The sequence below is a fragment of the Acinetobacter sp. 251-1 genome (assembly GCF_030329305.1).
In the GTDB taxonomy this organism is placed as follows: domain Bacteria; phylum Pseudomonadota; class Gammaproteobacteria; order Pseudomonadales; family Moraxellaceae; genus Acinetobacter; species Acinetobacter piscicola_A.
On sequence record NZ_JACANS010000010.1, the window covers coordinates 108,005 to 132,030 of the forward strand.

The following is a 24,026-nucleotide window of genomic DNA, read 5'->3' on the forward strand; positions in this document are numbered from 1 at the left end:
TACAAAAGCAATTCCTTTGTTTTTATGTACGTAATACAGTTTATGTGATCCATTTCCCTGATGACTTTACTCCTTGATTTTTTATTTTCATCTACGACTTTGGCATACAAATTGGCTCTAATATGCCCATTTAGCATGACTAGATGATGACGTTGACTTTGAGTGTACCGAACAATTTATGCCTTTTAGTAAAATCCTTATACCTTTCCATACACAAGTTGATTCAAAATCATTTGCATTCTGAAAATATCCCAATAAAAAAGGGATGATTTTCATCATCCCTTCGATCATAATCTATTTTTCAACGATTATGCACGTTCTAAATAATCACCTGTACGGGTATCTACACGAACGCTTTCTTCTTGCTGTACGAATAATGGAACACGTACCACAGCACCTGTTTCAAGTTTCGCAGGTTTACCGCCACCGCCAGATGTATCACCACGAACACCTGGATCAGTTTCAACAATTTTTAACACCACGAAGTTTGGTGCATTCACTGTTAAAGGTACGCCATTGAACAACATGATCGTACATTTTTCATTTGAATCATCTTTTAACCATTTTGCAGCATCACCCATTGCAGTTTTATCTGCAGCGATCTGTTCAAATGTTACAGGATCCATGAAGTTCCACATTTCACCATCGTTATATAGATAGTCCATTTCAACTTCTACGATGTCTGCAGCTTCTAATGAGTCGCCTGATTTAAAAGTTTTTTCTAAAACTTTACCAGAACGTAAGTTACGTAATTTTACACGGTTAAACGCTTGACCTTTACCAGGTTTAACGTATTCATTTTCCATGATTGCGCATGGGTTACCGTCAAGCATGACCTTAAGGCCTGACTTGAAATCATTTGTAGAATAATAGGCCATGAAAGGCTCACTCCAAACTTTAATCTTAATCTATTAACACAGTCCAAACCGTGTTAGAGAACGTACAACAACAAAAAAAGTGCTTAGCAAAAGCTAAAATTGTCATTTTAGAATATTGTAAATGAGCAAGTAGTCATGAAGCAATGTTAAATTCTTCTGTTACACTGTAAAACTGGCTGATCATCATGCATACAGACACAAATAAACACTATTTATCCTTGATCTTGTTCACGTTAAAATCAACTCTTGCTGGGATGTAAAACTAGGAACGATACATTAATTCGTTACACATTTATATCCATTTTCAAGGTTTTATACAGCATCACGATGTGAAACCGTGTTTGACCCTCAACTTTTTCAACTAGTATGTGGCATGATAAACTATTTATACCAAGAGCAAAACTGGCAATCTCAAATGAATCAGTTAATTACTGATCCTCATGAGCTGCTCGATATTTTACAACTTTCACCTGAACAATTGTTATCAGGCGCAATTTTAGCCAGTGAACAGTTTAAATTACGTGTGCCACGTGCTTTTGTTGCAAAAATGCAAAAGTCGAATCCATTCGACCCACTCCTATTGCAAGTTTTGCCACATCATTTAGAACTTGAAGAACATGCGGGCTTTGTTACAGATCCTTTGGGGGAAGAAGCTGCCAATCAATTAGCTGGGGTATTACATAAATACAAATCTCGTTTTTTATTGACCCTGACAGGCGCATGTGCAATACATTGTCGTTATTGCTTCCGCCGTCATTTTCCCTATCAAGAGAATTTACCTAAAAATGAGGATTGGCAGCATATCAAAAATTACTTACTCAATCATCCTGACATTAATGAAGTGATTTTAAGTGGTGGAGATCCGCTGACTTTATCTAATCGTAAATTAGCACTATGGTTAGAACGTCTTGAATCTTTGCAACAAATTAAGATTTTAAGAATTCACTCACGTGTCCCGATTGTTATTCCTGAAAGAATCGATGAGGAATTAACTTACTTATTGAAAAACAGTCGGCTACGTGTCATCCTAGTGGTGCATGCTAATCATGCTGCGGAACTTGATTCAACGACTTGTAGTAAACTTTCAAGTTTGGTTCAACAGCAAGTTTTGGTTTTAAACCAATCTGTGTTGCTTAAAGGTGTGAATGATTCCACAGAAGTGTTGGTTGAACTCAGTCAACGCTTGTTTGAGGCAGGTGTATTACCGTATTATTTACATGTATTAGACAAAGTTAAAGGTGCACATCACTTTGATCTACAAGCAGATACCATTGATCAGATTTATACAGATCTTCTGGCCAACCTCCCTGGATATTTAGTTCCAAAGTTGGTTCGAGAGATTGCGGGAGAGAAAAATAAAACACCGCTGTTTGGGGCTATAACTTTTTAGATTTCTTTAAATGAGTTTAATATAAATATGATAAATAAGGAAATTTCCAATATTTTCCACTCTTCAACGGTTTTAAATCGTGAACAGTTAAGCTTCTCCTCGGCTTCAGTAGAAGCACTGCACCAATGGGTGTCAGGCTTATCCATCATGAAGTTAGGAGATACGTCTGAAGCTTTGTTAAATGCGATGTATGAAATTGCAGAATTAAATTGCTCAGAAACTTTACGTTTTGATTTATTGCAAGTATTGCATCCGAGCATCGAAAATGTGCTCATTGGTTTAGAAAAATACTTTCTAGATCAAGGCTTATCACATTCTGATCGCAATGAGCACATTATTGAGCTCACCACTTTGATGCGCGCTTTTTTTGTGAAAATTTATGTCAATATTGCACACCGTAGTTCACAACAACTTACACAGCAAAAATATTCGATTTTGAAATTTGCTCAAAATCGTAGTTTTAAAACGGCACGTATTTTAGCAAATTATTATGCTTTACAACAACTAGGATTGTTATTAACCCAACAGCAAATGTTATATAGCCCTGCACTTTCTCATCAGTGGCAAACCATTCATCAACTATATGAATTGGCATTGAAAAATAATGAGCTGCTCATTAATGTCAATCATTTACAGGGTACACATTTTTCTGTGCAAAACATCCAACAAGCTTATGCGCAAGTTTTGTTATTAGATGTATTTAATACGCATCAGATTCGTCCAAATGAGATTCAGGCACTTTATGAATGCAGTCTAGATTGGGCGAAATTAGCACAAATTTTACCCCGTGAAAGTTCACTTTCTCGCTATATTGTAGATACGAGCAAAGACCACTCTCCGATTTACAATCGTAAGCATCATGAAGATTTTAAGCCCAATGTTTTTATTTCAACGCAACAATTACTTGAACATATTAATGACACGATTCAAAATGAATCTGCATATTTGTCTGCAAATGAAAAAGATCATTTATCCTCAGCTTTAAAGTTTCATGTTCTCAATGTGTTAGGGACTCACTCTGAACGTCAACATGAACGTTATGAATATTCTGCACAGTTAGAAATTTGCTTTACCTTACAAACTGCACATTTTTATTTGTCTCATGCTAAGAATTTTGATGAAACCTTACAACTCAAACAAAATTTCAGTTTTAGATCCGAAACCAATTTACAAGGCAATATTTCAAATAACGCGCATGATACCTCGCAAACGCAAAAAATTAAGCAGCTTGACCGTGAAGTTAAACAAATTTATCAAGCCGAAGTCTTAGATATCAGTATTAATGGTTATCGTATTGCTTGGTCAGGTGAAGTACCGAAAAATTTACGTACAGGTGAACTGATTTTAGTCAGTGAAACACAACAAAATAAATGGAAATGTGCAGTCATTCGTTGGATTAAACAAGCCGAGCACAAAAGCTATGAGGTCGGCGTGGAAATTTTGTCACAGGATATCTATCCTTGTGCTATTAAAGTACCTTCTGAGATTAATAGTTATATTTATCAACCTTGTTTATTGGTACAAACAGATCAAGATGAACTGACAAAATTATCTTTAATTTTACCGAATTTACCGAATTTTAAAGAACAACAAGCGTTGCACTTACGTTTTAATCATCAAGAAATTAAAGTGTATTTATTGAAGTCCTTATTTATTTCACAGAGTTTTGTGCAGTTTGATTTTGAATTGCTCAATGATGAAGAGCAGCTCTTGATTGACCAGTATATCCAACAACAATTATATGATTCAAATCATCATGACTTATGGGACAGTTTGAAGTGAGAAATTTATTATTATCTAAAAAGTTAAAACTCTCTGAAACACGAGTACTGATTATTGATGATAATCAAATTCGATATAATTCATTAATGGAACTTTTTGCAAGTAAAGAACATTTAGCACAAGGTCTGCTATTAGATGACTTAAAAAGTTTTGAAAAACAACTCAATACGTCTTGGGATTTAATCATTTTTGGTCGTGCTTATGATTTAAAAATGGAACAAGTCATCACCTTGATTCAAAACTCTGAACAAATCAATATTCCTGTCATTTTATTACGCCCAACAGAGTATCAACCTGAACAATATGAATATTTTATTCATAAAGGGATCTATGACATTATCGATTTAACAGCACCTGAGCATTGTTATATCAGCTTAGTCCGTGCATTATCTTATAGTCGTGCGCTTCAGTCTAAACAACACTTACTCAAAGACTTAGAAAGTGCCAAGACCCAAGCACAAAGCTTAGTTGAAGAACAACATAAAGCCTGTGCTGTACTTGAGGAAGGTATACATACGCAAGCAAACCCTGAATATTTACAACTTTTCGGTTTAAAACGTGAAGATGATATTATTGGTTTGCCTGTTTTAGATATTTTAAAACCTGAAGATTTGAACGATTTTAAAAATCGTTTTAAGAAAATTACCCAAGGACAGTTCGATTACGCACGTTTTGATATTCAAACTCTCAACCAAAATGCAAAAACACAAAATCCTTTAAAAATTGAGTTTTTACCAGGTTCAGAAGAAGATGTCTTACATCTCACGATTGAAATGTCTTCTCAAAACGATCAAGTGGCAGGACATGCCTCTACAAGGGCTCAAACTTTTTCACAGCTTCAACGTGCGATGATTGACCAACCTGCTAAAGTAAATGCGCTGATTGTGTTTAGTTTGGCACAATGCCCAAATGAAGTTCTCAATTTAACTTGGCAAAATATTTCACGTTACTTTGAAGGAATTCAAAAATTTATCAAAGAACAAACCAATCAAACTGTTCTTAAAATTGATGTTGGTGTCTATGGTATTCTATTACAAGCAGGTTCGGATACATTATTAGAATCACGCATCTCTAACTTAAACGTTTTGCAAAAACCCCAGTTACTTGAAATTGATCAAAAAACTTATCAATTTTATCTAAAAATTGGTTGTGCTGTGATTGACACAGATCAGTTTAATGAAGCGCATTTTTCCGCATTATTGATTCAAGCGTATAATTCACGATTGTCAACTCAACCATCTGAATCAGATTTACAAATGAGTGCGTCTCTACACACTACACAAATTGAACTGACCCCATTGCTGCATGAAGAAATTCGTCTTGAAGAAACCGCACCATACAATATCCCCGCATTAGAAAGCATAACACTGGCACAAGATATTCAAATAATACCAACAGCAAATATCAGTCTAGAAACGCCAAGCATCGCTGAAGAAAAAATTGTACCGACCACAGTACAACTCACAGATTCACCTATTCTACGCCAAATTGCGGAAAAATTAGAACAAGGTGAAATTCGTATTAAATACCAACAACTTTATGATAAACAAGATACCAATCTGTATACTTATGAAGTCACAAGTGGTTTTATTTATGAGAATCACTGGAAAAAAATCAGCAATTTGGTTGAACTCGATGATGACGTTGAATTATCCATTAAATTAGACCGTTGGATTTTGGTTGAAGCCTGTAAGCAACTACATAACTTTATCCATCAATGCCCGACGGCAAAAATCATTGTTAATTTAAACCGCCATGTTTTATTCCATGACAAACAATTCCCTGAACTTATTGCTAAGCTCATTACCATTGTTGGAAGTCGAACAGCGTATCCTATTATTCTACAGTTTGATGAAGAGGATATTGCTAAAAACATCATTGAAGCACAAAAAAATATTGCGATACTACGTGAATATGGCGCTGATATTGCAATTCGTCGTTTTGGTTCTACGATTTCAAGCGAAGCGATCTTAAAGCAAAGTGATATTACCCATTTCACCCTAGATGAAAAATATACACATATGCTAGACAAAGAGCCCACAACGCAATCATTGCAAGAAATGATTCATAAATATATAGAAATCAGACCTGTAGAGTTTTTATTGACTCATTTAGATGATATGAACTCTTTTGCAAATGCATGGAATGTAGATGTACGTTTCTTACAGGGTGAATACTTCCAAAAGAAATTGGATCAATTGACAGACGTACAAGATCAATAACTATTCAAAAATCGGGGATATTACGATAAACCCGATTTTAAACTCAATATAGAGTCATAAAAAAACGGGCAAATGCCCGTTTTTTTGGTTTTGCTGTATTAACCACGTTTGATAGAACGTGACATACCTGCAAAACGTTGTTTGAATTTGTCGATACGACCGCCAGTGTCAACATTCTTCTGTTTACCAGTATAGAATGGGTGACAAGCAGAACATACGTCTAGGTAAATTGTTTCTTTACCTAAAGCAGAACGAGTTTCGATGACGTTACCGCATGAACAAGTAGCAACTAATTTTTCGTATTTTGGGTGAATATCGGCACGCATGGTCGATTCTCCTAAGTTAAGAAAGGTTTTGCTGTCATCGCAATTAACCACTCTCAGCTTAAATGCTGAGGCAAGGTTGAATAAATTAAAAAATTAATTCAACAGGCTAACACCATAACAGACCATTTCTTTTGAGCCCACCGAGACTATAAGTGTCAGAGCTAAGCACAACAAGTGGACAGTATTATACGGCAATTTTTATAAATATGCGAATAATTAAATCACCATCCCGATTCTTGTTCTTTTACTGTACGATTACGCTTAGACCAATAGTTTGCAATCACACCACAAACCATTAACTGAATCTGATGAAAAATCATAATGGGCAATACAATCATCCCAAGCGGCTGTCCAATAAATAAAATTTGCGCCATCGGCACACCACTAGCCAGCGTTTTCTTCGAACTGCAGAAGAAAATTGCGATCTGATCTTGTTTGTTAAAGCCCAACCATTTTGGAATATAAAATGCCAAAAGCATAATGAGGGTCAAAAAAACTGAACATACTAATGTTAAATAAAACAACGTAGTCCAGCTCACTTGATGCCACAACCCTGCCACCACTGCACCACTAAATGCACCGTAGACCACCATTAAAATGGTTCCTTGGTCAAAAGTACGTACTATACTCGGTACTTTTTGCATATATGGAAATACATAAGGTCGTAGTAACTGTCCTGCAATAAAGGGTACAAGTAATAGCAAAGTAATTTCAATAATCGATGAGGTTGGATCATAGTCATGTTTAGACTGACCAAAAATAAAAAAACTCACTAAAATTGGGGTAATAAACATACCAATTAAATTAGAAAAGGATGCACTACAAACTGCTGCTGCTACATTTCCTTTGGCAACAGAGGTAAAAGCAATCGATGACTGTACTGTAGAGGGTAAAAAACACATAAACAGGAAGCCCCAATATAACGCTTGTCCAAGTAGTGGCAATAAAATTGGTTTAGCCAATAAACCCAAAATTGGAAAGACAGCAAAGGTAAATGCAAAAACCACTGCATGTAATCTCCAATGCAACACCCCTTCTATAATCGCTTCTCTAGACAACTTAGCGCCATGCAAAAAGAATAAAATGGCGATCGCAATCGTGGTAATTTTGCCAAAAATATCTGCAACTTGCCCATGAACAGGCAAAAAAGTCGCTAAAACCACCATCACAATTAAAAGAATGGTGAAGCGGTCTAAGGCTAGTATTTTTAACATATTCATTGTGAACATCCTGTCTTATCTATGAATTGGATCGGCATTAAAAAAGCTCAGCAAGATGAATTTACCTAAAGGTAAACTTTAATCCTACTGAGCTCAGCAAATTAAGCTACTTTTTACACTAAATGTTCACTATTTAATTCTGACACTTAAGCATTAATGAAAGTGTTTTAAATCTCATCATGAACCAAATATAAAAGTCGTGATAACTTAATTATTGCGTGCATTAGAGTCTTGTTGAATTAACTCGATTTTATAACCATCTGGATCTTCTACAAAGGCAATTACAGTCACGCCGCCTTTCATTGGACCAGCTTCACGTACCACATTGCCCCCACGAGCTTTGATTGTTTCACATGCTTGATAAGCATCATCGACAGCAATCGCAATATGACCATAGGCATTGCCTAATTCATAACTTGTCGTATCCCAATTATGAGTTAACTCAAGTACGGTATGATTTTCTTCATCACCATAACCCACAAAAGCTAAAGTAAAACGACCTTCCTCATAGTCACGTTTACGAAGCAATGTCATTCCAAGTACTTCAGTATAGAACTTTAACGATTGTTCTAAATTGCCTACACGTAACATGGTATGTAGCATGCGCATCATTGTATTCCCGTTGGTGAAATCATTAAGATCAATATAGGCAAAACTGACTAAAATTTCAATTTATAGCCTTAGAGTACGATGAGAATACACACCTATTTGCTATTTATTAAGCATGAAAAAGTGAGTTGCCCTATCCTCATCATCTGCACATAAAAAAGCTCATTTCATCATCGGATAAAATGAGCTCATCATTAAAATAAAAAATAACTTAGTGACTAAAATGCATATGTTAGGAATGATGTGACTGTTGATGCTCTTTTAACAGCTTCGCCACCCAAACCACCAAAATTAAGATCGGAATACCAATAAATGTGGTCATCAAGAAAAATTTTGGATAACCAATATTACTCACGATCGTCCCTGAATACCCGCCTAAAATTTTCGGTGTTAAAGTCATTAACGAGCTAAAAATCGCATATTGCACTGCTGTAAATGAAACACTGGTCAAACTAGAAAGGAAAGCGATAAATGCTGCACCTGCCAAACCTGATGCCATATTATCCACAATAATTGCAAAATATAACCAACCTGAGCTATACGGTTCAATCAGCTTCCCTTTAATTTCAACGCTATCATCACCATTTACTTTGACTGCTTGAATAGGATTGACATCCATCGCTAAAGTACTTTGCGTCTCAGCAATTTTATAACCTGTTTGTGTACTAAGCGGTTCACTTGCCTGTTTAAAATTCACTGAAGCTGTAATGGTTTTAGTCGGAGAGTTTTGCAAAGTTTGCGCGTCAATTGAACCTGTAAAGACCCCATCTTTGTCTAATTTTGCAGGGAATTCTTGCGTATCCAGTTTTAAAGTAATGGGTTGTTCATCCACTAAACCTGCCGCATCTACACCAAGTAATTGTCCTTTAACGACAATATTTTGCTTTAACTCAACCTGCGAGAGCGTGTTATCGCTGCTGATCGGCAATAGTTGAATTTGTGCTGTGCCATTATCCTGTAAATAGGGCATCGTCACATGAACACGTTCTGATTGGTCTTGATAATGTGAACTAATTTTTAACTCAGATGCTGCAGCTAAAGCTTGACTCGGCACTTGAACTTTCCAATACCCGACTTCATCAGGTGTGGCTTGAAATTGTTGCTGCCCCACTTGCACAGTCACTTGATCCATCGGTTTGCCTGATTTGACTAAACCAATAAAAATCAAATTGGTTGAGCTCGCAAGTACGGCGCCGACAAACATCAATTTCATGATATTCATACGTTGAGCAAGCAAACCACCTAAAAAACCACCAACCAAACTAAAGATCACGCCATAAATTTTAACTGCTTCAGCAATTTGTTCTTTCGTAAAGTTTAAATCTTGGTAATACACATTCGAAATAACACCTGCAATGATGTCAGAAATACGATAAAAACCAATCAATAACAATAAAACTAATGCAAGTTTGACCCCATAACGCTGAAAGAAGTCTGCAATTGGATTCACCCATGTTTCATGTGCCATTTGCTTGTTCACAGCGCCCAACTGAATCAATAGATAGGCGGCAAAAACAGCAACTGCACCTGAACCAATGAAACGGATTGCTTCCACCGCAAATAATAAGAAACTGTCTTTAATGGTGAATTGTTCAATTAAAGCAGATGTAAACCAACCTGATAAAATGTAACTGGCTACAAAACTACTGACCGCCACAAAAAAAACAGCAACCAAACGGAAATAATCTGTACGCTGATAATCTTTATGTACACGATTTACCTGCGGCTCGCGTATGCTTAATGTGGTCACAATCCCTACACACATCACCGCAGCCATGGCTAAATAGGTATATTTCCACGCCTCATAAATATAATTACCTTTGGCTGTGCCCAGTTTAGCCGCTAAAAATAATGCACCCGCACCAGCAATAATCATCCCAATGCGATAACCTGCATTATAAGTAGATGCCAAAACTGTTTGCATTTCTGTTTCAGCCAGCTCAATACGATAGGCATCAATCACAATATCTTGTGTTGCAGCAGAGAAACCGAGTAAAACTGCACCTGCAGCCATCTGATATAAATAACTCTGCCCAAGCGCAGGGTCAGAAAACGCCATAATACAAATCGCACAAATAATCAGGATTTGTGCCATTAACAACCAAGCACGTCTACGTCCTAATTTTTTGGTCAGTATAGGCAGTGGAATTTCATCAATTAAGGGTGCCCACACAAATTTAAATGAATAGCCGAGAGCAGCCCAACTAAAAAAAGTCACCGCACTTTTATCAATGCCTGCTTCACCTAACCACAAAGACAAACTTGAAAAGATCAGTAGAATCGGTATCCCTGCTGAAAAACCAAGGAACAACATGATCAAAGCACGGCGATCTAAAAATGCTTGGAAAGCAGATTTCCAGCCTGTTTTTTGCTCAGGCAATTGAGCTGAGTTTTGCGTAGACATTCGGTTGTTATTTTCTGCAAAATGAAATAATGCTATTCAACCGCTTAATGCAAATGGTTTCAATCACTTTTATGAAACCAAGCTGCAAATTTGTTGTTATTTACAACATCAATGCTTGATCTTTTAGGGTAAACCTGTATACCTTAAAGCTTTCAACTTCTATTTAGTTTTGGATTTCACCTGTGACCCAAAGACACGACCAATTAAGTTCAACCACTGTTTCAACTGTAACCACAACAAATCATTCAAAACAAATCGAATCCACTTTAACTTCAGTCTTTGACCAGACGGAAATTCAAAATACCTTGACGAAAACAGCCTTAAAACCTGAACAACTGACGCATATTCCCAACAGTTCCAATATTCCATTTTCCACCAAACGCATTAAACCGCTAAATAATTTCTTAGGTCAAGATCGCGCTCGTGCTTCGGTTGAAGCAGGTATTGCCCTACCTTATTCAGGCTACAATATTTTTGCAGTCGGCACGGCAGGTTTAGGTAAACGCACCATGATTAAGCGTTTACTTCAACAACACGCCAAAACCATGCCAACCCCTGATGACTGGGTTTATGTCAATAATTTTAAAAATGCACGTCAGCCTTTGGCTCTCTGTTTTCCCGCAGGACAAGGCATTAAATTCCAAACGTTACTGCATCAAGCTTGGCAAACCATTTTAAAACAACTTGAACGTCGTTTTAGTGCTGAAACCTATCACAATCGCATTGAACAAATTCGTCAAATTACAGGCAATGAACAACAACAAGCTTTGGTTGAACTCACCAAAGAAGGTGAAGTTTTAGATTTAAAACTCATCAATCGCCATGATGAGCATATGTTTGTACCTGTGCATTATGTGGATGACAAAATTCAAGAAATGTCGCAAGAAGACATGAATGCACTCAGCAATAAAGAACGTTCAGAAATCAATGCCAATATTCGCTATATGGATAAAAAACTGGAACGTCTAGGCTTACAACTTGGCGACCTTGAAGATGATGCTCGCGACCAAGTGTCCGAGCTCAACCGTGATATTGCTAAACAAGTCATCATTCCACGTATGGAACAAATTTTAAATAAATTTGAGGCTGTGCAAGGTTTAGAACAATACTTAAAACTGTACGCACAAGATATCATCGACAATGTTGAAACGGTGATTGACCAAGAAGGTGTTGAGTTTTCTCCTTCTTTATTTAATCGAGTACCTGCCCGCTATCAAGCCAATGTAGTGATTAGTAATAAAGCCAATTCAGGTGCACCCGTCATCTTTGAAGATTTCCCAACCCATTACAATTTGTTGGGTCATGTAGAACAACTCACGCAAAATGGCACCATTACCACAGATTTCACCTTGATTCGCCCTGGCACTTTACACCAAGCCAATGGCGGTTTTTTGATGCTTGAAGCAGAACAGCTGCTTGAACAACCCTATGCATGGCAAGGTTTAAAACGTGCTTTAAAATCTGGACAACTCAAACTTTCATCGCTTGAGCATATGCTGACGTTAACCGGCAGTATTTCCATTGAGCCTGCATCTATTCCTCTGAATCTCAAAGTTATTTTAATGGCTGAACCTGAAATTTATTATGAGATTTTAGAAGTAGAACCCGAATTAGGCAGTGTATTTAAAATTCGTGCTGATTTCACAGACACGTTGCAACGCAATGATGAAAATGAACAAGCCTATATGCAATTGATTGCTGATTATGTTCAGCAAGATAAATTATTGCCTTTTGACCGCTCTGCCTTATCTGCACTACTGACAGATTCGAGCCGCCAAGCAGAAGACCAAAGCTCCTTATCGCTACATGCTTCGACTTTAGGTGATTTGATTCGTGAATCACATCACCATGCTGTACAGCAACAAGAAAAAATGGTGACAGCGCAGCATATCAATACCGCATTAAAACATCGTCAATATCGCTTAGGCTATTTAAGAGAATTATATTGGCAAGATCTATCACGTGGGACACAACTGATTGAAACCAAAGGTCACCGTTTAGGACAAATCAATGCACTTTCAGTGATTCAATATGCCGATGTTGAATTTGGCTTACCTTCACGCCTAACTGCCTCAGTCTATCAAGGCGGCGGAGATATTTTAGACATCGAACGCAGTGTAGAACTCGGTGGTTCACTCCATGCCAAAGGTGTGTTACTCATGTCGAGTTTCCTTAAAGCACATTTTGGTCGTGAACAAATTTTACATTTCTCTGCTGCACTTGCCTTTGAACAAAGCTATGGTCAAGTGGATGGTGATAGTGCAACGGTTGCCGAATTATCTGCACTCATTTCTGCGATCAGCCAACTGCCGATTGACCAATCTTGGGCGATTACGGGTTCAATGAACCAACTCGGTCAAGTACAACCAATTGGCGGTGTGAATGCCAAAATCGAAGGCTTCTTTGATGCTTGTAAATTACAAGGCTTCACAGGCAAACAAGGCGTGATTATTCCTCGTCAAAACATGCAGCATTTAATGCTTAGACAAGATGTGATTGATGCCGTGACACAAGGACAATTTCACATTCATGCGATTGATACCATTGACCAAGCCTTAGAAATTTTAATGGCACGCCCTGTCGGCACACTCGATAAAAAAGGTCGTTATAGCAAAGGCTCGATTTATGCAGCAGTAATGGCTCAACTTGAATATTGGCAAGCACTTGAAGATGGTGTCGAAATCGAGGAAGAGCCAAAGAAAAAGAACAAAAAAAAGAAGAAAAATAAAGAAAAATCTGCCAAGAAAAAAGCCGTTGAATCATCTATTGAAAGCAAGGATGAAGTGATGGCTGAAGCAAATACTATGACGCAAGCAGAAGCAGACTAAAAAGTCATAAAGTTAAGTCCATAAACAAAGCCCCTGATCAATGCAGGGGCTTTTTTATTAATTTAGTCAATTCTAAAACGACATGATTAACCAAAACGACCTGTAATATAAGCTTCTGTTAATTGATGATCTGGTTGCGTAAATACTTTTTCAGTTGAATTGACTTCAATCAAATCACCCAAATGGAAATATGCTGTACGGTCAGATACACGTGCAGCTTGTTGCATCGAGTGAGTCACGATTGCAATGGTATATTGATTAGACAACTCAGAAATTAACTCTTCCACTTTTGCCGTTGCAATTGGATCTAGTGCAGAACATGGTTCATCCATCAAAATCACTTCAGGACTCACCGCAATGGTACGTGCAATACACAAACGTTGTTGCTGACCACCTGATAAACCTGTACCTGGTTGGTTTAAACGATCTTTTACTTCATCCCATAGACCTGCTTTACGCAAACTATTTTCAACAATTTCTTCCATATCGTATTTATCACGTGCCAAACCATGTAGTTTTGGACCATATGCGACATTGTCAAAAATTGATTTTGGAAATGGGTTTGGTTTTTGGAAAACCATCCCAACTTGTGCACGAAGTAGCACCACATCAAGGTTTGGATCATAGATATCTTGATTATCTAAGGTCACTTTACCCGTAACACGGCAACCATCAATGGTGTCATTCATACGATTAAGTGTACGTAAGAATGTTGATTTACCACAACCTGATGGTCCAATAAATGCAATGACTTCATTCTCATAGATTTTTAAGTCAATTCCTTTAATTGCTTCAAAATCACCATAATAAACATGGGTATCTTCAGCACTGATTTTTACAGTTGTCGCTGGTTCTTTTTTAGAGCTGCTATTTGAGTCAAATTGTGAAACGAACGAAGTCGTTGGACGTTTTTGCTCAGTTTGTTGAGACGTATATTGTGTGTGATCTTGATTCACTGACGGATCCTTTTCTAAGGAATTTTTAATATCTAGAATACTCATAGTTTGTTCTCAATTACCAGCGTACTTCAAACTTCTTACGCAACCAAATTGCAAGACTATTCAGTAAAATCATTAAGGCAAGTAAAACAATAATGGCAGCCGCTGTACGCCCTTCAAAGAAGTTACGCAGTTCATTGCCTTGCCATAAAAAGATTTGTACAGGTAAAGCTGTTGATTGATCTAAAGGTGTTGCAGGAATATTGGCAACGAATGCGCTCATGCCAATCAACAATAATGGTGCAGTTTCACCGAGTGCTTGTGCCACACCAATAATCGCACCCGTTAAAATACCTGGTAAAGCCAAGGGTAAAACATGATGGAAAATAGTTTGTACACGTGATGCACCCAAACCTAAAGCTGCCTGACGAATCGAAGGTGGAACTGCTTTTAATGATGCACGTGTGGTAATAATAACGGTTGGTAAAGTCATTAAACTTAACACCAAACCACCAACCAATGGTGCAGAAATTGGCATGTGCATCCAACTAACAAAGATCGATGCGCCGAGTAAACCGAAGACAATCGAAGGAACAGCAGCCAAGTTATTGATATTCACTTCAATAACATCGGTTAACCAGTTTTGTTTAGCAAATTCTTCAAGGTAAATCGCAGATGCTACCCCAATAGGTATTGAGATAAAAATCACAATCAACATCATGAACAATGAGCCCATGAATGCGCCCGCTAAACCTGCTGTTGCAGGTGAACTACGTGAATCTGGGTTGGTGAATAACTGCATATTAAAGGTACGATCTATATCACCCGATGCACTCATCGAATCGGCTAACTTACGTACTTCAGGGCTTAATTGTTGCTGATCATCTGGTAAAGTACGATCAATATTGCCTGCAAGCCATACGTCCACATTGGCATCAGCCAAGACTTTGACATCTTTCTTTTGACCAATCAATGCAGGATCTTGCATCACCATATCACGTAAACGATAAGCTTCAGAACTGGTGTAAATACTGCCCAATTCATCACGATGTGCTGCCAGCTTTGGATCTTTTGCAATCATGCCATTTACAAGTAATGCATCCCAATCCACCATGCCCATTTTAGTTTGCCAATCAACAAAACGTTCTTGAAACTGTGCAGGAGATTCATTTTGAGATTGGGTCGGCGGTGGTCCTACATCAATTATTTTTGGATCAAAATAAACAGGAATATTCACACTTGCTTGCCAAAATGCAGGTAGACCTTTAGCTAAAATACTGCCAAAGAGTAATACAACAAATGCAAGACCAATGATCACTGACGCTAGACCAAAAAATCGAAATGATTTTTCAGTACGATGACGTGATGCCAACGATTTTTCAATTTTTGCTTTACGTTTTTGACGTAATTCTTCTGCCACACGAGGATCAAATACATTTTGATCCACTGGAGATGTATTTGATGTGCTCATTCGTATTGCTCACGGTATTTACGCACAATATAAAGTGCAACAATATTTAACCCTAAAGTAATGACAAATAGGGTCAAACCTAAGGCAAATGCCACCAATGCTTGCGGACTTGCGAAGTCTGTATCCCCTGTTAATTGATTAACAATGGTGACCGTCACAGTTGAAACCGCTTCAAGCGGATTGACATGCAATAAAGGACTATTGCCAGCTGCAAGTACCACGATCATAGTTTCACCAATTGCACGTGATGCAGCCAGTAAGAATGCACCAATGATACCCGGCAATGCAGCAGGCATCACCACACGGCGAATGGTTTCAGATTTGGTTGCACCCAGTCCCAAAGAACCATCACGTAAAGCACTTGGTACTTGGGTAATAATGTCATCCGATAATGAAGAAACAAATGGAATAATCATGATGCCCATGACAAAACCTGCAGTTAATGCACTCGTTGCATTAATATTCAGTCCAACCAGATCACCTGCCATTTTAAAAAATGGTCCAATGATCATTAAGGCAAAAACGCCATATACGATGGTTGGAATACCCGCCAAAATCTCAATTGCAGGTTTTGCCCACGCACGTAAGCGCGGTGAGGCATATTCGGCTAAATAAATTGCAATCATTAAACCCACAGGTACAGCAACAAGAAGTGCCACGATACTAACCATGAGTGTGCCCCACAGCAGTGGTAATAGCCCATAACTTCCTTCTGCACTTCCTGAGGTACTAAAACCAGGATTCCACTCTGTACCTAAGAAAAAGTCTAAAGGACTCACAAATTGGAAGAAACGCATCGCTTCACTAAACATTGACATCACGATGCCAACGGTTGTTAAAATCGCAACACCTGAACAGAGTGCTAATGCAACATTAATCGTTTTTTCAACTTGGTTACGTGCTCTGTATTGTTTTTCGACACGTTTTTTTGCCCAAACTAAACCAAGCAATGCTGCACAGATCACCACTGCAAACTTGGCAAACGCGCCAATCGTTTGAACTTTCTTTAATTCTGCAGCTGCCGCAACTTCGTATGCAGCTGGTGTATCACTCACCCCGAAACCAGAAGCAATGGCTTTGACACGCTCAACGAGAACCTGAATACTGGCATGATCTGAAGATGCAACAATTGATGCAGGAACATGATTTAAAATAATTTGTTTTAATAGATTCGGTTCAACCAGATTCCATACCACTAAAATCAAAAATGCAGGGATACCACACCATAATGCAACCAATGCACCATAGTAGCCTGGACGTGAGTGTAAGGTAGCTGAATTTTTCCCCTTACCCGCGATGTTTCGACTTTTACTTAAACCAATTTGATACGCGATTGCTACGAGAGCCAATAACACGCCAATAAGTAGCAGATTCATGCATTCTCCACCGTTTTCTCAATGTCATACTTGAAAAAACACTGCTTAGCAAAAAATGCCAATGGCAGTTTCCCACCATTAGCCTTTTCATCTTTAAAAATTACTTAACGCCCTTACCTGCTTTAAATGCTGCAAGCACTTTTGCACGCTCAGCATCAGACATAGAAATTAGACCTGCTCTTTCTAACTTAGACCCTTTACCTGATACTTTCTTGCTTAAGAAGAACTCAGCAAACTGTGGTAAGCCTTTGATTGATTTCAAGTGTTCACCCTTCACATAGAAGAATAATGGGCGAGATACTGGGTATGAACCATTAAGAATTGTTTGCTCAGATGGAGAAACATTATTTACTGTTGCAACACGTAACTTGTCACGGTTTTGATCATAGAAACCTAAACCAAATACACCCACAGCACTTGGAGATGTTTTTAGACGTGCTAATGTTTCAGTGTAATCACCAGAAATTTCAATCACTTTTCCATCTTTACGGAAATTAGAACATGTTTTCTTTAATGCATCTTTATCTAAGTTTTTGAACGCCTGATAAGTTTCACAACCAGCATCCACCATTTTTTCTTGGAATACTTCACGTGTACCGTGATTTGATGCAGGGATGACTAAAGTAATTGGCTCATTTGGCAGCGCTTTGTCAATTTGATTCCAACGTGTATATGGGTTTGGTACCATTTTACCATTTGAAGGTAATTCAGCTGCTAAAGCTGCAAATACATGTTGTGGACGTAATTTGTAAGCTGCTTTATGTGAATTTGAAGCAAATACGATACCATCATAACCAATTTTGATTTCTAAAATTTGATTTACGCCTGCTTTCTTACATGCAGCAATTTCAGTGTCTTTAATTTTACGAGAAGCGTTTGCGATATCAATCGTATTGTCGCCCACACCCGAACAGAATTGTTTTAAACCAGCAGATGAACCACCAGAACCAACAACAGGTGCTTTAAACTGTGGGAATGTATTACCAAATTCTTCAGCAACAATACTTGCATATGGAAGTACTGTTGAAGAACCAGCAATTTGAATCGTATCACGAGCTGCGTGTGTTGTAGATGCTACTGCTGCCCCTGAAACTGCTAAAGCAATTGCGATATGATTTAAGCGCATTCTTTTCTCTCTTTCTTAATTGCAATTATAAGTACTTAAATTCCACAATGGCGTACTTTTTGGATAACTGCATTTTGATTTTAAAATATGACAAATAAGTTACAGCTTTATGACGCTTTTATGATAATTAATGACTTGTTTTTGATTTAATTAAAATTCTTTAAAATTCAATGTGTAAAGACATTTTACTCAATATTTATTTTTCTCATATTTTTTGATTTGAATTGTAACCATTCATGAAAGCGTCATGATGATCTAAGTCAAACTAATAGTAAATAGGATGCAATACAACATATCTTTTAGCACTTTTAGATGATTATGGGATCAATTACATCAAAATCTTAAAATCTAATATGAAACATAGGCAATGATATTAAAAGAGCTTCTATTAATTTGAAAAAACGACTCAATGCCTTTTTAGATTTTCCTTTGCATCTCGAAGAAAAGGGAATTTAAAGCAATCGGCTTTCTCAAAAAATGATATAAATTCAGCAGCATGACTTAAAACCTGTTCCTATATTTTCATTTTCAAGCCCTGTGCTTTTAAGATTTATTCTAGTGTGATCACTAAAAAACTTCTCTAATTTCCACATTGGGATCATAAGCATCTAAACGCTTTGCCAAAACATGTAAATGCCGAGTGGGTACAGCAGGAAATAAATGATGCTCAACATGATAAAACATGTTGTACGTCACAACTCGCTTAAATTCATTTCTCACAGTTCGTGCCATATAAATATGATCTTCAGTATCATGATGCACCGTCCAAACTGCAAAAAATGCTGTCATACATTGCCCGATCAACATTGCAACAACGTGATATTTCAAAATGGTGACATCTAAAATAAAAAACACCGCAATCACTAAAATAATATTTGCTAAAAGTTCAGCACTCATCCATTTTCTTTGTGTTTTTGTCCCAACAGCAAATGCCTTTTTATGTAACATAATGGGAAAAAATGGCCCAAATAAAAATGCTTGCCACCATTTCATACGTGCACTTTTGGCTTCAACATCTTCATCTTGCATACAAAATTGGTGATGACGTAAATGATTAATTTGCACAGCATGCATTGAACCTAACATGACAATACTTAGTATCCACATCACCCAATGTGTTTTTTCTCGGCTTATTCCAAGCGCAAAATGAAAAGCATTATGCACTTGACGTAAGCCTGTTAAAAAAAACATAAACGAACACAATAATGCCAATGGATACCAAGCCAAATACGCAAAAGCCAAAGATGCACATAACCAAGGTATTGAAATCAATAATTCAGAAATAACGTCTCTTGTTCGTAAATGTACTAAATCTTTCCATTGCACGACTTTTAATAAATATTGCTGATCATTCATTTTTATAAATTTTTATAAAGAGAATTAGTTGACTATAAAATGAACAAATCTTCATTGCAAGCTCAAATATTCTTTCAGACTATTCTATTTTTTGTCGACTCATAATTTGCTCACTTAACATACGGTAAATATGAGTCAAATAAGGTTGTTGTGAAGCAGCTAACATTGCTTCATGCATATTCAAAATCACATGGTCTCCACGCATCGCAGGACCTGTTTGCATCAATCTAGGTTCATTTTGAACGGCTTTTTGAGCGGTTTCTAAAATCAAAGGAGACAATAAACTAAAATCTACCTGTTGAGCATCAAGAACTTGTTTTGCCATGTCATAACATGCATTGCTAAAATTACAAGCAAATACAGCAGCTAAATGTAAACTCAAACGCTGCTCTGAAGAATACAGATAAACCTTATTACTCAGGCTATTTGCGAGTTTTTCTAGTTTTTGTTGACTCGCTGCAGACTGTGCTTCAATAAATAAAGGGGTATTTTCCCAGTCAATTTCACGTTCCAAACTAAAGGTCTGTAAAGGATAAAATACGCCTACATTCTCATAATGGTCTGCCAATACTTTTAAATGTGTACTTCCAGAACTATGCACAACCAGTGTATTTTTTAAATAAGGTTTGAGCTGCTGTATCACCTTTGCAATGGCTTGGTCACTTACAGCAATGACACATAAGTCTATATTATCTTGAAAATCTTGAAGATGGTGGATTGCTTCTGCCTGCACAAGACTAGCAAGTTTTTGTGCATTTTCAAAATGAGTACTAAAAATTTGTACAATTTGATACTGTCGAGCAAACGCCTGTGCCAAATGGGTTGCAACTCGCCCCGAACCAATAAAACTTATACGCATCATGTCAATTTCTCAATTTTAGACTTTATTTCTAGATATATATTTTCAAGATAATCTAAAATGAAAGCAAATAAAAAACGAGCGATCTAAATCGCTCGTTTAACGCTATTGGCGATTATTGCGTTTTTTCTTCAACCCCGTTGTTATCTACTTCACGCACTGTACCTGTTTCAGTATTAATCACTTCAAACTCAATGCGGCGATTTTTAAATTGCCCTTCTTTGGTTGTATTATCTGCGACAGGTTGGTCTTGACCAAAACCTTGTGCTTGCAATTTACTTGGGTCTACACCTTTTGCAACCAAATAATCTACAACCGATTTTGCTCGTTTTTGTGATAATGCTTTATTGGCTTCGGCATTTCCTGTCGAATCGGTATAGCCTTTTACAACCAATTGTACCTTCGGTACTTTATTCATTAATGCTGCGGCTTGGTCTAATACCGACTTATTCACATCAGGAATCTCAGCAGATGCTGTCGCAAAGTTAATAATCTGTAAGTTTAATGCAGTCGCAATATCTAAGGGACGAACTTGATTTGGGTCAATATTGCTCAAAGCCGCTTTCGCTTTGTCAATGCTGCTTGTCACCGCCGCACCCTCATCTAAACTTGCTGCTTCACCCACAACGACTTGCACATCTTTAACCAACGGTGTGATTTTATCTGCTAACGCTTTTAAACTCGCAGTATCTGCACCTTGTAAACTGATTTGATTTCCTGTCCACACCAAATTGACATTTGGTACACCTTTCAACAACTTTAATACACTCACTAAAGCATTCTGATCCACTAAAGCTGCATTAAAATTATTACTTGAATCTACGCCACAACCATTTTGATGGCTAAAAATTTGTTTGACTTCTTTTTGTAAAATATCAATATACTTTGCATCACCGATTTTTGCCTGACATGTGACTAATGCACCTGCTTGGTCTGTTGAGATTTGGAAATATGCAGGTTGCTGACTAGAACTTGTCATTGTGCTATTGGTGACGGGTGTTGGCTCTTCTGTCTTACAACTGCGTAATAACCAAAAAGCCAAAAACAATAGAATCAATAAAGCAATTAATGCTGGCCAGAAGCTTGATTTTTTCTTTTCCTCCACAACAGGTGTTGGTGTAACTGGAGGAACAGCCTGTGATGTGGTATTTGCTGTTGCAGCTAAAGTACCTAGCCCTAAAGCGGCTAAAATCCCTCGCGCCCAAGGGGCTAAACCAGTAGAAATTGCATCATAATTTTGTTCTAAAAAATGCTGTATCACTACAGGGTCATGAGAGCCTGCTTCATCTTCTAATACATTTAAGGTCGCTGGAATTGACCGATTTAAAACATTTTCAATGTCATGATGAGGGACGTGTTGACCCACGCTCTCTACATACTGCTCCTTCAACGTAATTTGTGTATGAAATAAATCAGCTAATCTCGGATTTAAATTATTTTGAAGGGCAGAAATTAAATTAGGATTTGCTTTTAAAATCGCTAACAAAAAAGGAAAAAACTCAGCCAATGCTGTACTTTTTTCTGTTAAATATGTTGTTTCACCTTTTAATACGATCGGGGTCACTCTTTCTTTCAATAATGAAATCAGATCCATTTCTATACTCCTCACATGAGATTTTATTTGTTATGTGACTTTTTATTACATGGATCAGTATGCGCCGAAAAATTCGGCAAATTATTTAAGTTTTGTTATTTTCCTTAAACTTATATAAATATGGAATGCGTTATTTTCTCGTCAAAAACAAATAAAACTACACTAAAATATCGCTATATTTTCGTTTTCAATTGAGCCCTTCGTGGAATTTTTTAGCCTCATCTAAAATCTCAAACCATGCAGCTTTATAGTCAGTAAAAGCATGTGATGCAATATGTACACTTAATGGTTCATTGATGATTCCAACTCTTAAACGAACGAGCTCTGGTAAATCTAAACGCACACTAAATAAAGGTGAGCCACATACTTTACAAAACACGCGTTTTTTATTCTCAGTAGCAAAATATTCTGAAAATAATGCTTGCCCCTGTAAAATTTCTAAGTATTTAGTTTCAATGGGTGCAATGGCAACAAAAGCTGAACCTTGTGCTTTTTGACATTGCCCGCAATGACAAACGAACACTTGAGGAATTTCTGTATTAATTTTAAGTTGAATTCCGCCACAGAGACATGAAGCTGTATACATAATTTCATCATTTTAATTTATTTGGATTCAAACGAGATTAGCTCACATTGATGTAAATGAAAGTATGATCCATAGAGAAAATTTTGATTATTTATTTACAATCACTTTCTCGATACACTTTTAAAGCTGCAATTTCAGCATAAATCAGTTGCTGTAAATCATCACGAAACTGAATCATATCCTCCATCGTTTCAATCTGATCAATACTTAAACGTGGCATAAACTTGAAATAAAACGGAATTCTTTTGGGGATAATATGCTTTGGAATCGAAGGAATCACCTCGCCATTTCTCAAAAATGAACCGATTTTCGGATTGGATAAAATTTTATTAAACCATTTTTGTCTAAGCAATACGTTGACATCAAAACCCAGCTCAAAAACTTCATCCCCACCCAAAGCCACAAATGGCGCAATGTCATAGCCAAATTCCTGTGCCAGTTTTAAAAAGCCATAACGTTGCTTCCAAATGAGTTGATAAGCTTCGCCTTTTCGTTTAATGACTTCACGACCACCACCAGGAAAAACCAAAATAGAATAGCCTTGTTGCATCGCCTGTCTAGCAAATTCTCGAGTTCCGTCTATCCCTCCGACTCGCTTAACCATTCCTTTCCAAATTGGAATATGAAAATGCATATGATCTGCCAAACTGACAATGGCAATTTTATGTTCATTATATAAATAGTCGATGAGAATCGGAGAATCTAGCACGCCATAAATGGTATGGTTTCCCACATACATGGCAGGTTTTTGAGGATTGAGATTTTCTGCGCCTAAAAAAGTCGGACGAAAGTAATAACGTTGCAATGCACTGATTGCACGTAATAATTTAGAGTTATGTTGAATTTCTAATTTTTTTAGGGTCATGTTGTATCTCTACAAAACCTCAATAAGTCCATATTTATACTAAAAGTCCCCTCTCCTTTTAGGAGAGGGTTAGGGAGAGGTTTTAATTAAGTCAAGCTCCCCATCCTCTTGCTGACTTTCAGTCCTCATCCTCAAGAAGTAGGGACTTTCAATCTATATTTTATAACAATGACGTATACTGAGTATTTACACAAGA

18 protein-coding genes are annotated in these 24,026 nt (G+C 37.2%); 4 read left to right on the forward strand and 14 right to left on the reverse strand.

Annotated elements, in window-relative coordinates; translation table 11 throughout:
* Positions 1 to 308: 308 nt before the first annotated feature.
* Positions 309 to 878, reverse strand: a complete 570-nt coding sequence (efp, locus tag HX129_RS10080; protein ID WP_130073240.1) for an elongation factor P — start codon at positions 876 to 878, stop codon at positions 309 to 311.
* 373 nt (positions 879 to 1,251) lie between these two features.
* On the opposite strand from efp, the gene epmB reads away from it, so the two are divergent.
* The 3 genes from epmB to HX129_RS10095 are packed head-to-tail and all read left to right on the forward strand — an operon-like array spanning position 1,252 to position 6,272.
* Positions 1,252 to 2,268 carry an EF-P beta-lysylation protein EpmB gene (gene epmB, locus HX129_RS10085; protein WP_130073239.1) on the forward strand — a complete coding sequence of 339 codons (1,017 nt, stop codon included), beginning with the start codon at positions 1,252 to 1,254 and terminating at the stop codon, positions 2,266 to 2,268.
* 27 nt (positions 2,269 to 2,295) lie between these two features.
* Positions 2,296 to 4,050 (forward strand): cyclic-di-GMP receptor FimW-related protein, encoded by a 1,755-nt coding sequence (locus tag HX129_RS10090; protein WP_286434714.1) that lies wholly within the window; start codon positions 2,296 to 2,298, stop codon positions 4,048 to 4,050.
* Positions 4,032 to 6,272 (forward strand): EAL domain-containing protein, encoded by a 2,241-nt coding sequence (locus HX129_RS10095; protein ID WP_286434715.1) that lies wholly within the window; start codon positions 4,032 to 4,034, stop codon positions 6,270 to 6,272. The genes HX129_RS10090 and HX129_RS10095 overlap by 19 nt, the downstream gene beginning before the upstream one ends.
* 98 nt (positions 6,273 to 6,370) lie before the next feature.
* Here HX129_RS10095 and rpmE read toward each other — a convergent pair whose 3' ends face one another.
* The 4 genes from rpmE to HX129_RS10115 all read right to left on the reverse strand — a co-directional run bounded on the left by rpmE (position 6,371) and on the right by HX129_RS10115 (position 10,831).
* Positions 6,371 to 6,598 (reverse strand): 50S ribosomal protein L31, encoded by a 228-nt coding sequence (rpmE, locus tag HX129_RS10100; protein ID WP_130073236.1) that lies wholly within the window; start codon positions 6,596 to 6,598, stop codon positions 6,371 to 6,373.
* Between the two features lie 221 nt (positions 6,599 to 6,819).
* Positions 6,820 to 7,818 carry a bile acid:sodium symporter family protein gene (locus HX129_RS10105; RefSeq protein ID WP_286434716.1) on the reverse strand — a complete coding sequence of 333 codons (999 nt, stop codon included), beginning with the start codon at positions 7,816 to 7,818 and terminating at the stop codon, positions 6,820 to 6,822.
* 207 nt (positions 7,819 to 8,025) lie between these two features.
* Positions 8,026 to 8,427 carry a lactoylglutathione lyase gene (gloA, locus tag HX129_RS10110; protein ID WP_286434717.1) on the reverse strand — a complete coding sequence of 134 codons (402 nt, stop codon included), beginning with the start codon at positions 8,425 to 8,427 and terminating at the stop codon, positions 8,026 to 8,028.
* A gap of 232 nt (positions 8,428 to 8,659) precedes the next feature.
* On the reverse strand, positions 8,660 to 10,831 hold the full coding sequence (locus tag HX129_RS10115; RefSeq protein WP_502872640.1) for an AmpG family muropeptide MFS transporter: 2,172 nt from the start codon (positions 10,829 to 10,831) through the stop codon (positions 8,660 to 8,662).
* 182 nt (positions 10,832 to 11,013) lie between these two features.
* Here HX129_RS10115 and HX129_RS10120 point away from each other — a divergent pair, with 182 nt between their 5' ends.
* A complete protein-coding gene (locus tag HX129_RS10120) occupies positions 11,014 to 13,659 on the forward strand; it encodes a Lon protease family protein (protein ID WP_286434718.1) in 2,646 nt (881 codons plus the stop codon).
* Positions 13,660 to 13,745: 86 nt separating this feature from the next.
* Here HX129_RS10120 and pstB read toward each other — a convergent pair whose 3' ends face one another.
* The 9 genes from pstB to HX129_RS10165 form a co-directional block, all read right to left on the reverse strand.
* The gene (gene pstB / locus HX129_RS10125) at positions 13,746 to 14,660 is read right to left on the reverse strand and encodes a phosphate ABC transporter ATP-binding protein PstB (RefSeq protein ID WP_130073232.1); all 915 of its coding nucleotides are present in this window, start codon (positions 14,658 to 14,660) and stop codon (positions 13,746 to 13,748) included.
* 13 nt (positions 14,661 to 14,673) lie between these two features.
* Entirely contained in the window at positions 14,674 to 16,068 is a 1,395-nt protein-coding gene (pstA, locus tag HX129_RS10130) for a phosphate ABC transporter permease PstA (protein ID WP_286434719.1), read from the reverse strand.
* A complete protein-coding gene (gene pstC, locus HX129_RS10135) occupies positions 16,065 to 17,444 on the reverse strand; it encodes a phosphate ABC transporter permease subunit PstC (RefSeq protein WP_130073230.1) in 1,380 nt (459 codons plus the stop codon). The genes pstA and pstC overlap by 4 nt, the downstream gene beginning before the upstream one ends.
* A 100-nt stretch (positions 17,445 to 17,544) precedes the next feature.
* Positions 17,545 to 18,570: a substrate-binding domain-containing protein gene (locus HX129_RS10140; RefSeq protein WP_130073229.1), complete on the reverse strand. Its 1,026-nt coding sequence runs from the start codon at positions 18,568 to 18,570 to the stop codon at positions 17,545 to 17,547.
* A 567-nt stretch (positions 18,571 to 19,137) separates the two neighbouring features.
* Positions 19,138 to 19,926: a fatty acid desaturase family protein gene (locus tag HX129_RS10145; protein WP_130073228.1), complete on the reverse strand. Its 789-nt coding sequence runs from the start codon at positions 19,924 to 19,926 to the stop codon at positions 19,138 to 19,140.
* A gap of 79 nt (positions 19,927 to 20,005) precedes the next feature.
* Positions 20,006 to 20,785, reverse strand: a complete 780-nt coding sequence (locus HX129_RS10150; protein ID WP_286434729.1) for a Rossmann-like and DUF2520 domain-containing protein — start codon at positions 20,783 to 20,785, stop codon at positions 20,006 to 20,008.
* 115 nt (positions 20,786 to 20,900) lie between these two features.
* Positions 20,901 to 22,385, reverse strand: coding sequence for an OmpA family protein (locus tag HX129_RS10155; RefSeq protein ID WP_502872675.1), 1,485 nt, complete (start codon positions 22,383 to 22,385; stop codon positions 20,901 to 20,903).
* 181 nt (positions 22,386 to 22,566) lie between these two features.
* The gene (locus HX129_RS10160) at positions 22,567 to 22,965 is read right to left on the reverse strand and encodes a GFA family protein (RefSeq protein ID WP_286434721.1); all 399 of its coding nucleotides are present in this window, start codon (positions 22,963 to 22,965) and stop codon (positions 22,567 to 22,569) included.
* A 91-nt stretch (positions 22,966 to 23,056) separates the two neighbouring features.
* Positions 23,057 to 23,830 (reverse strand): lysophospholipid acyltransferase family protein, encoded by a 774-nt coding sequence (locus tag HX129_RS10165; RefSeq protein WP_286434722.1) that lies wholly within the window; start codon positions 23,828 to 23,830, stop codon positions 23,057 to 23,059.
* Positions 23,831 to 24,026 lie beyond the last annotated feature (196 nt).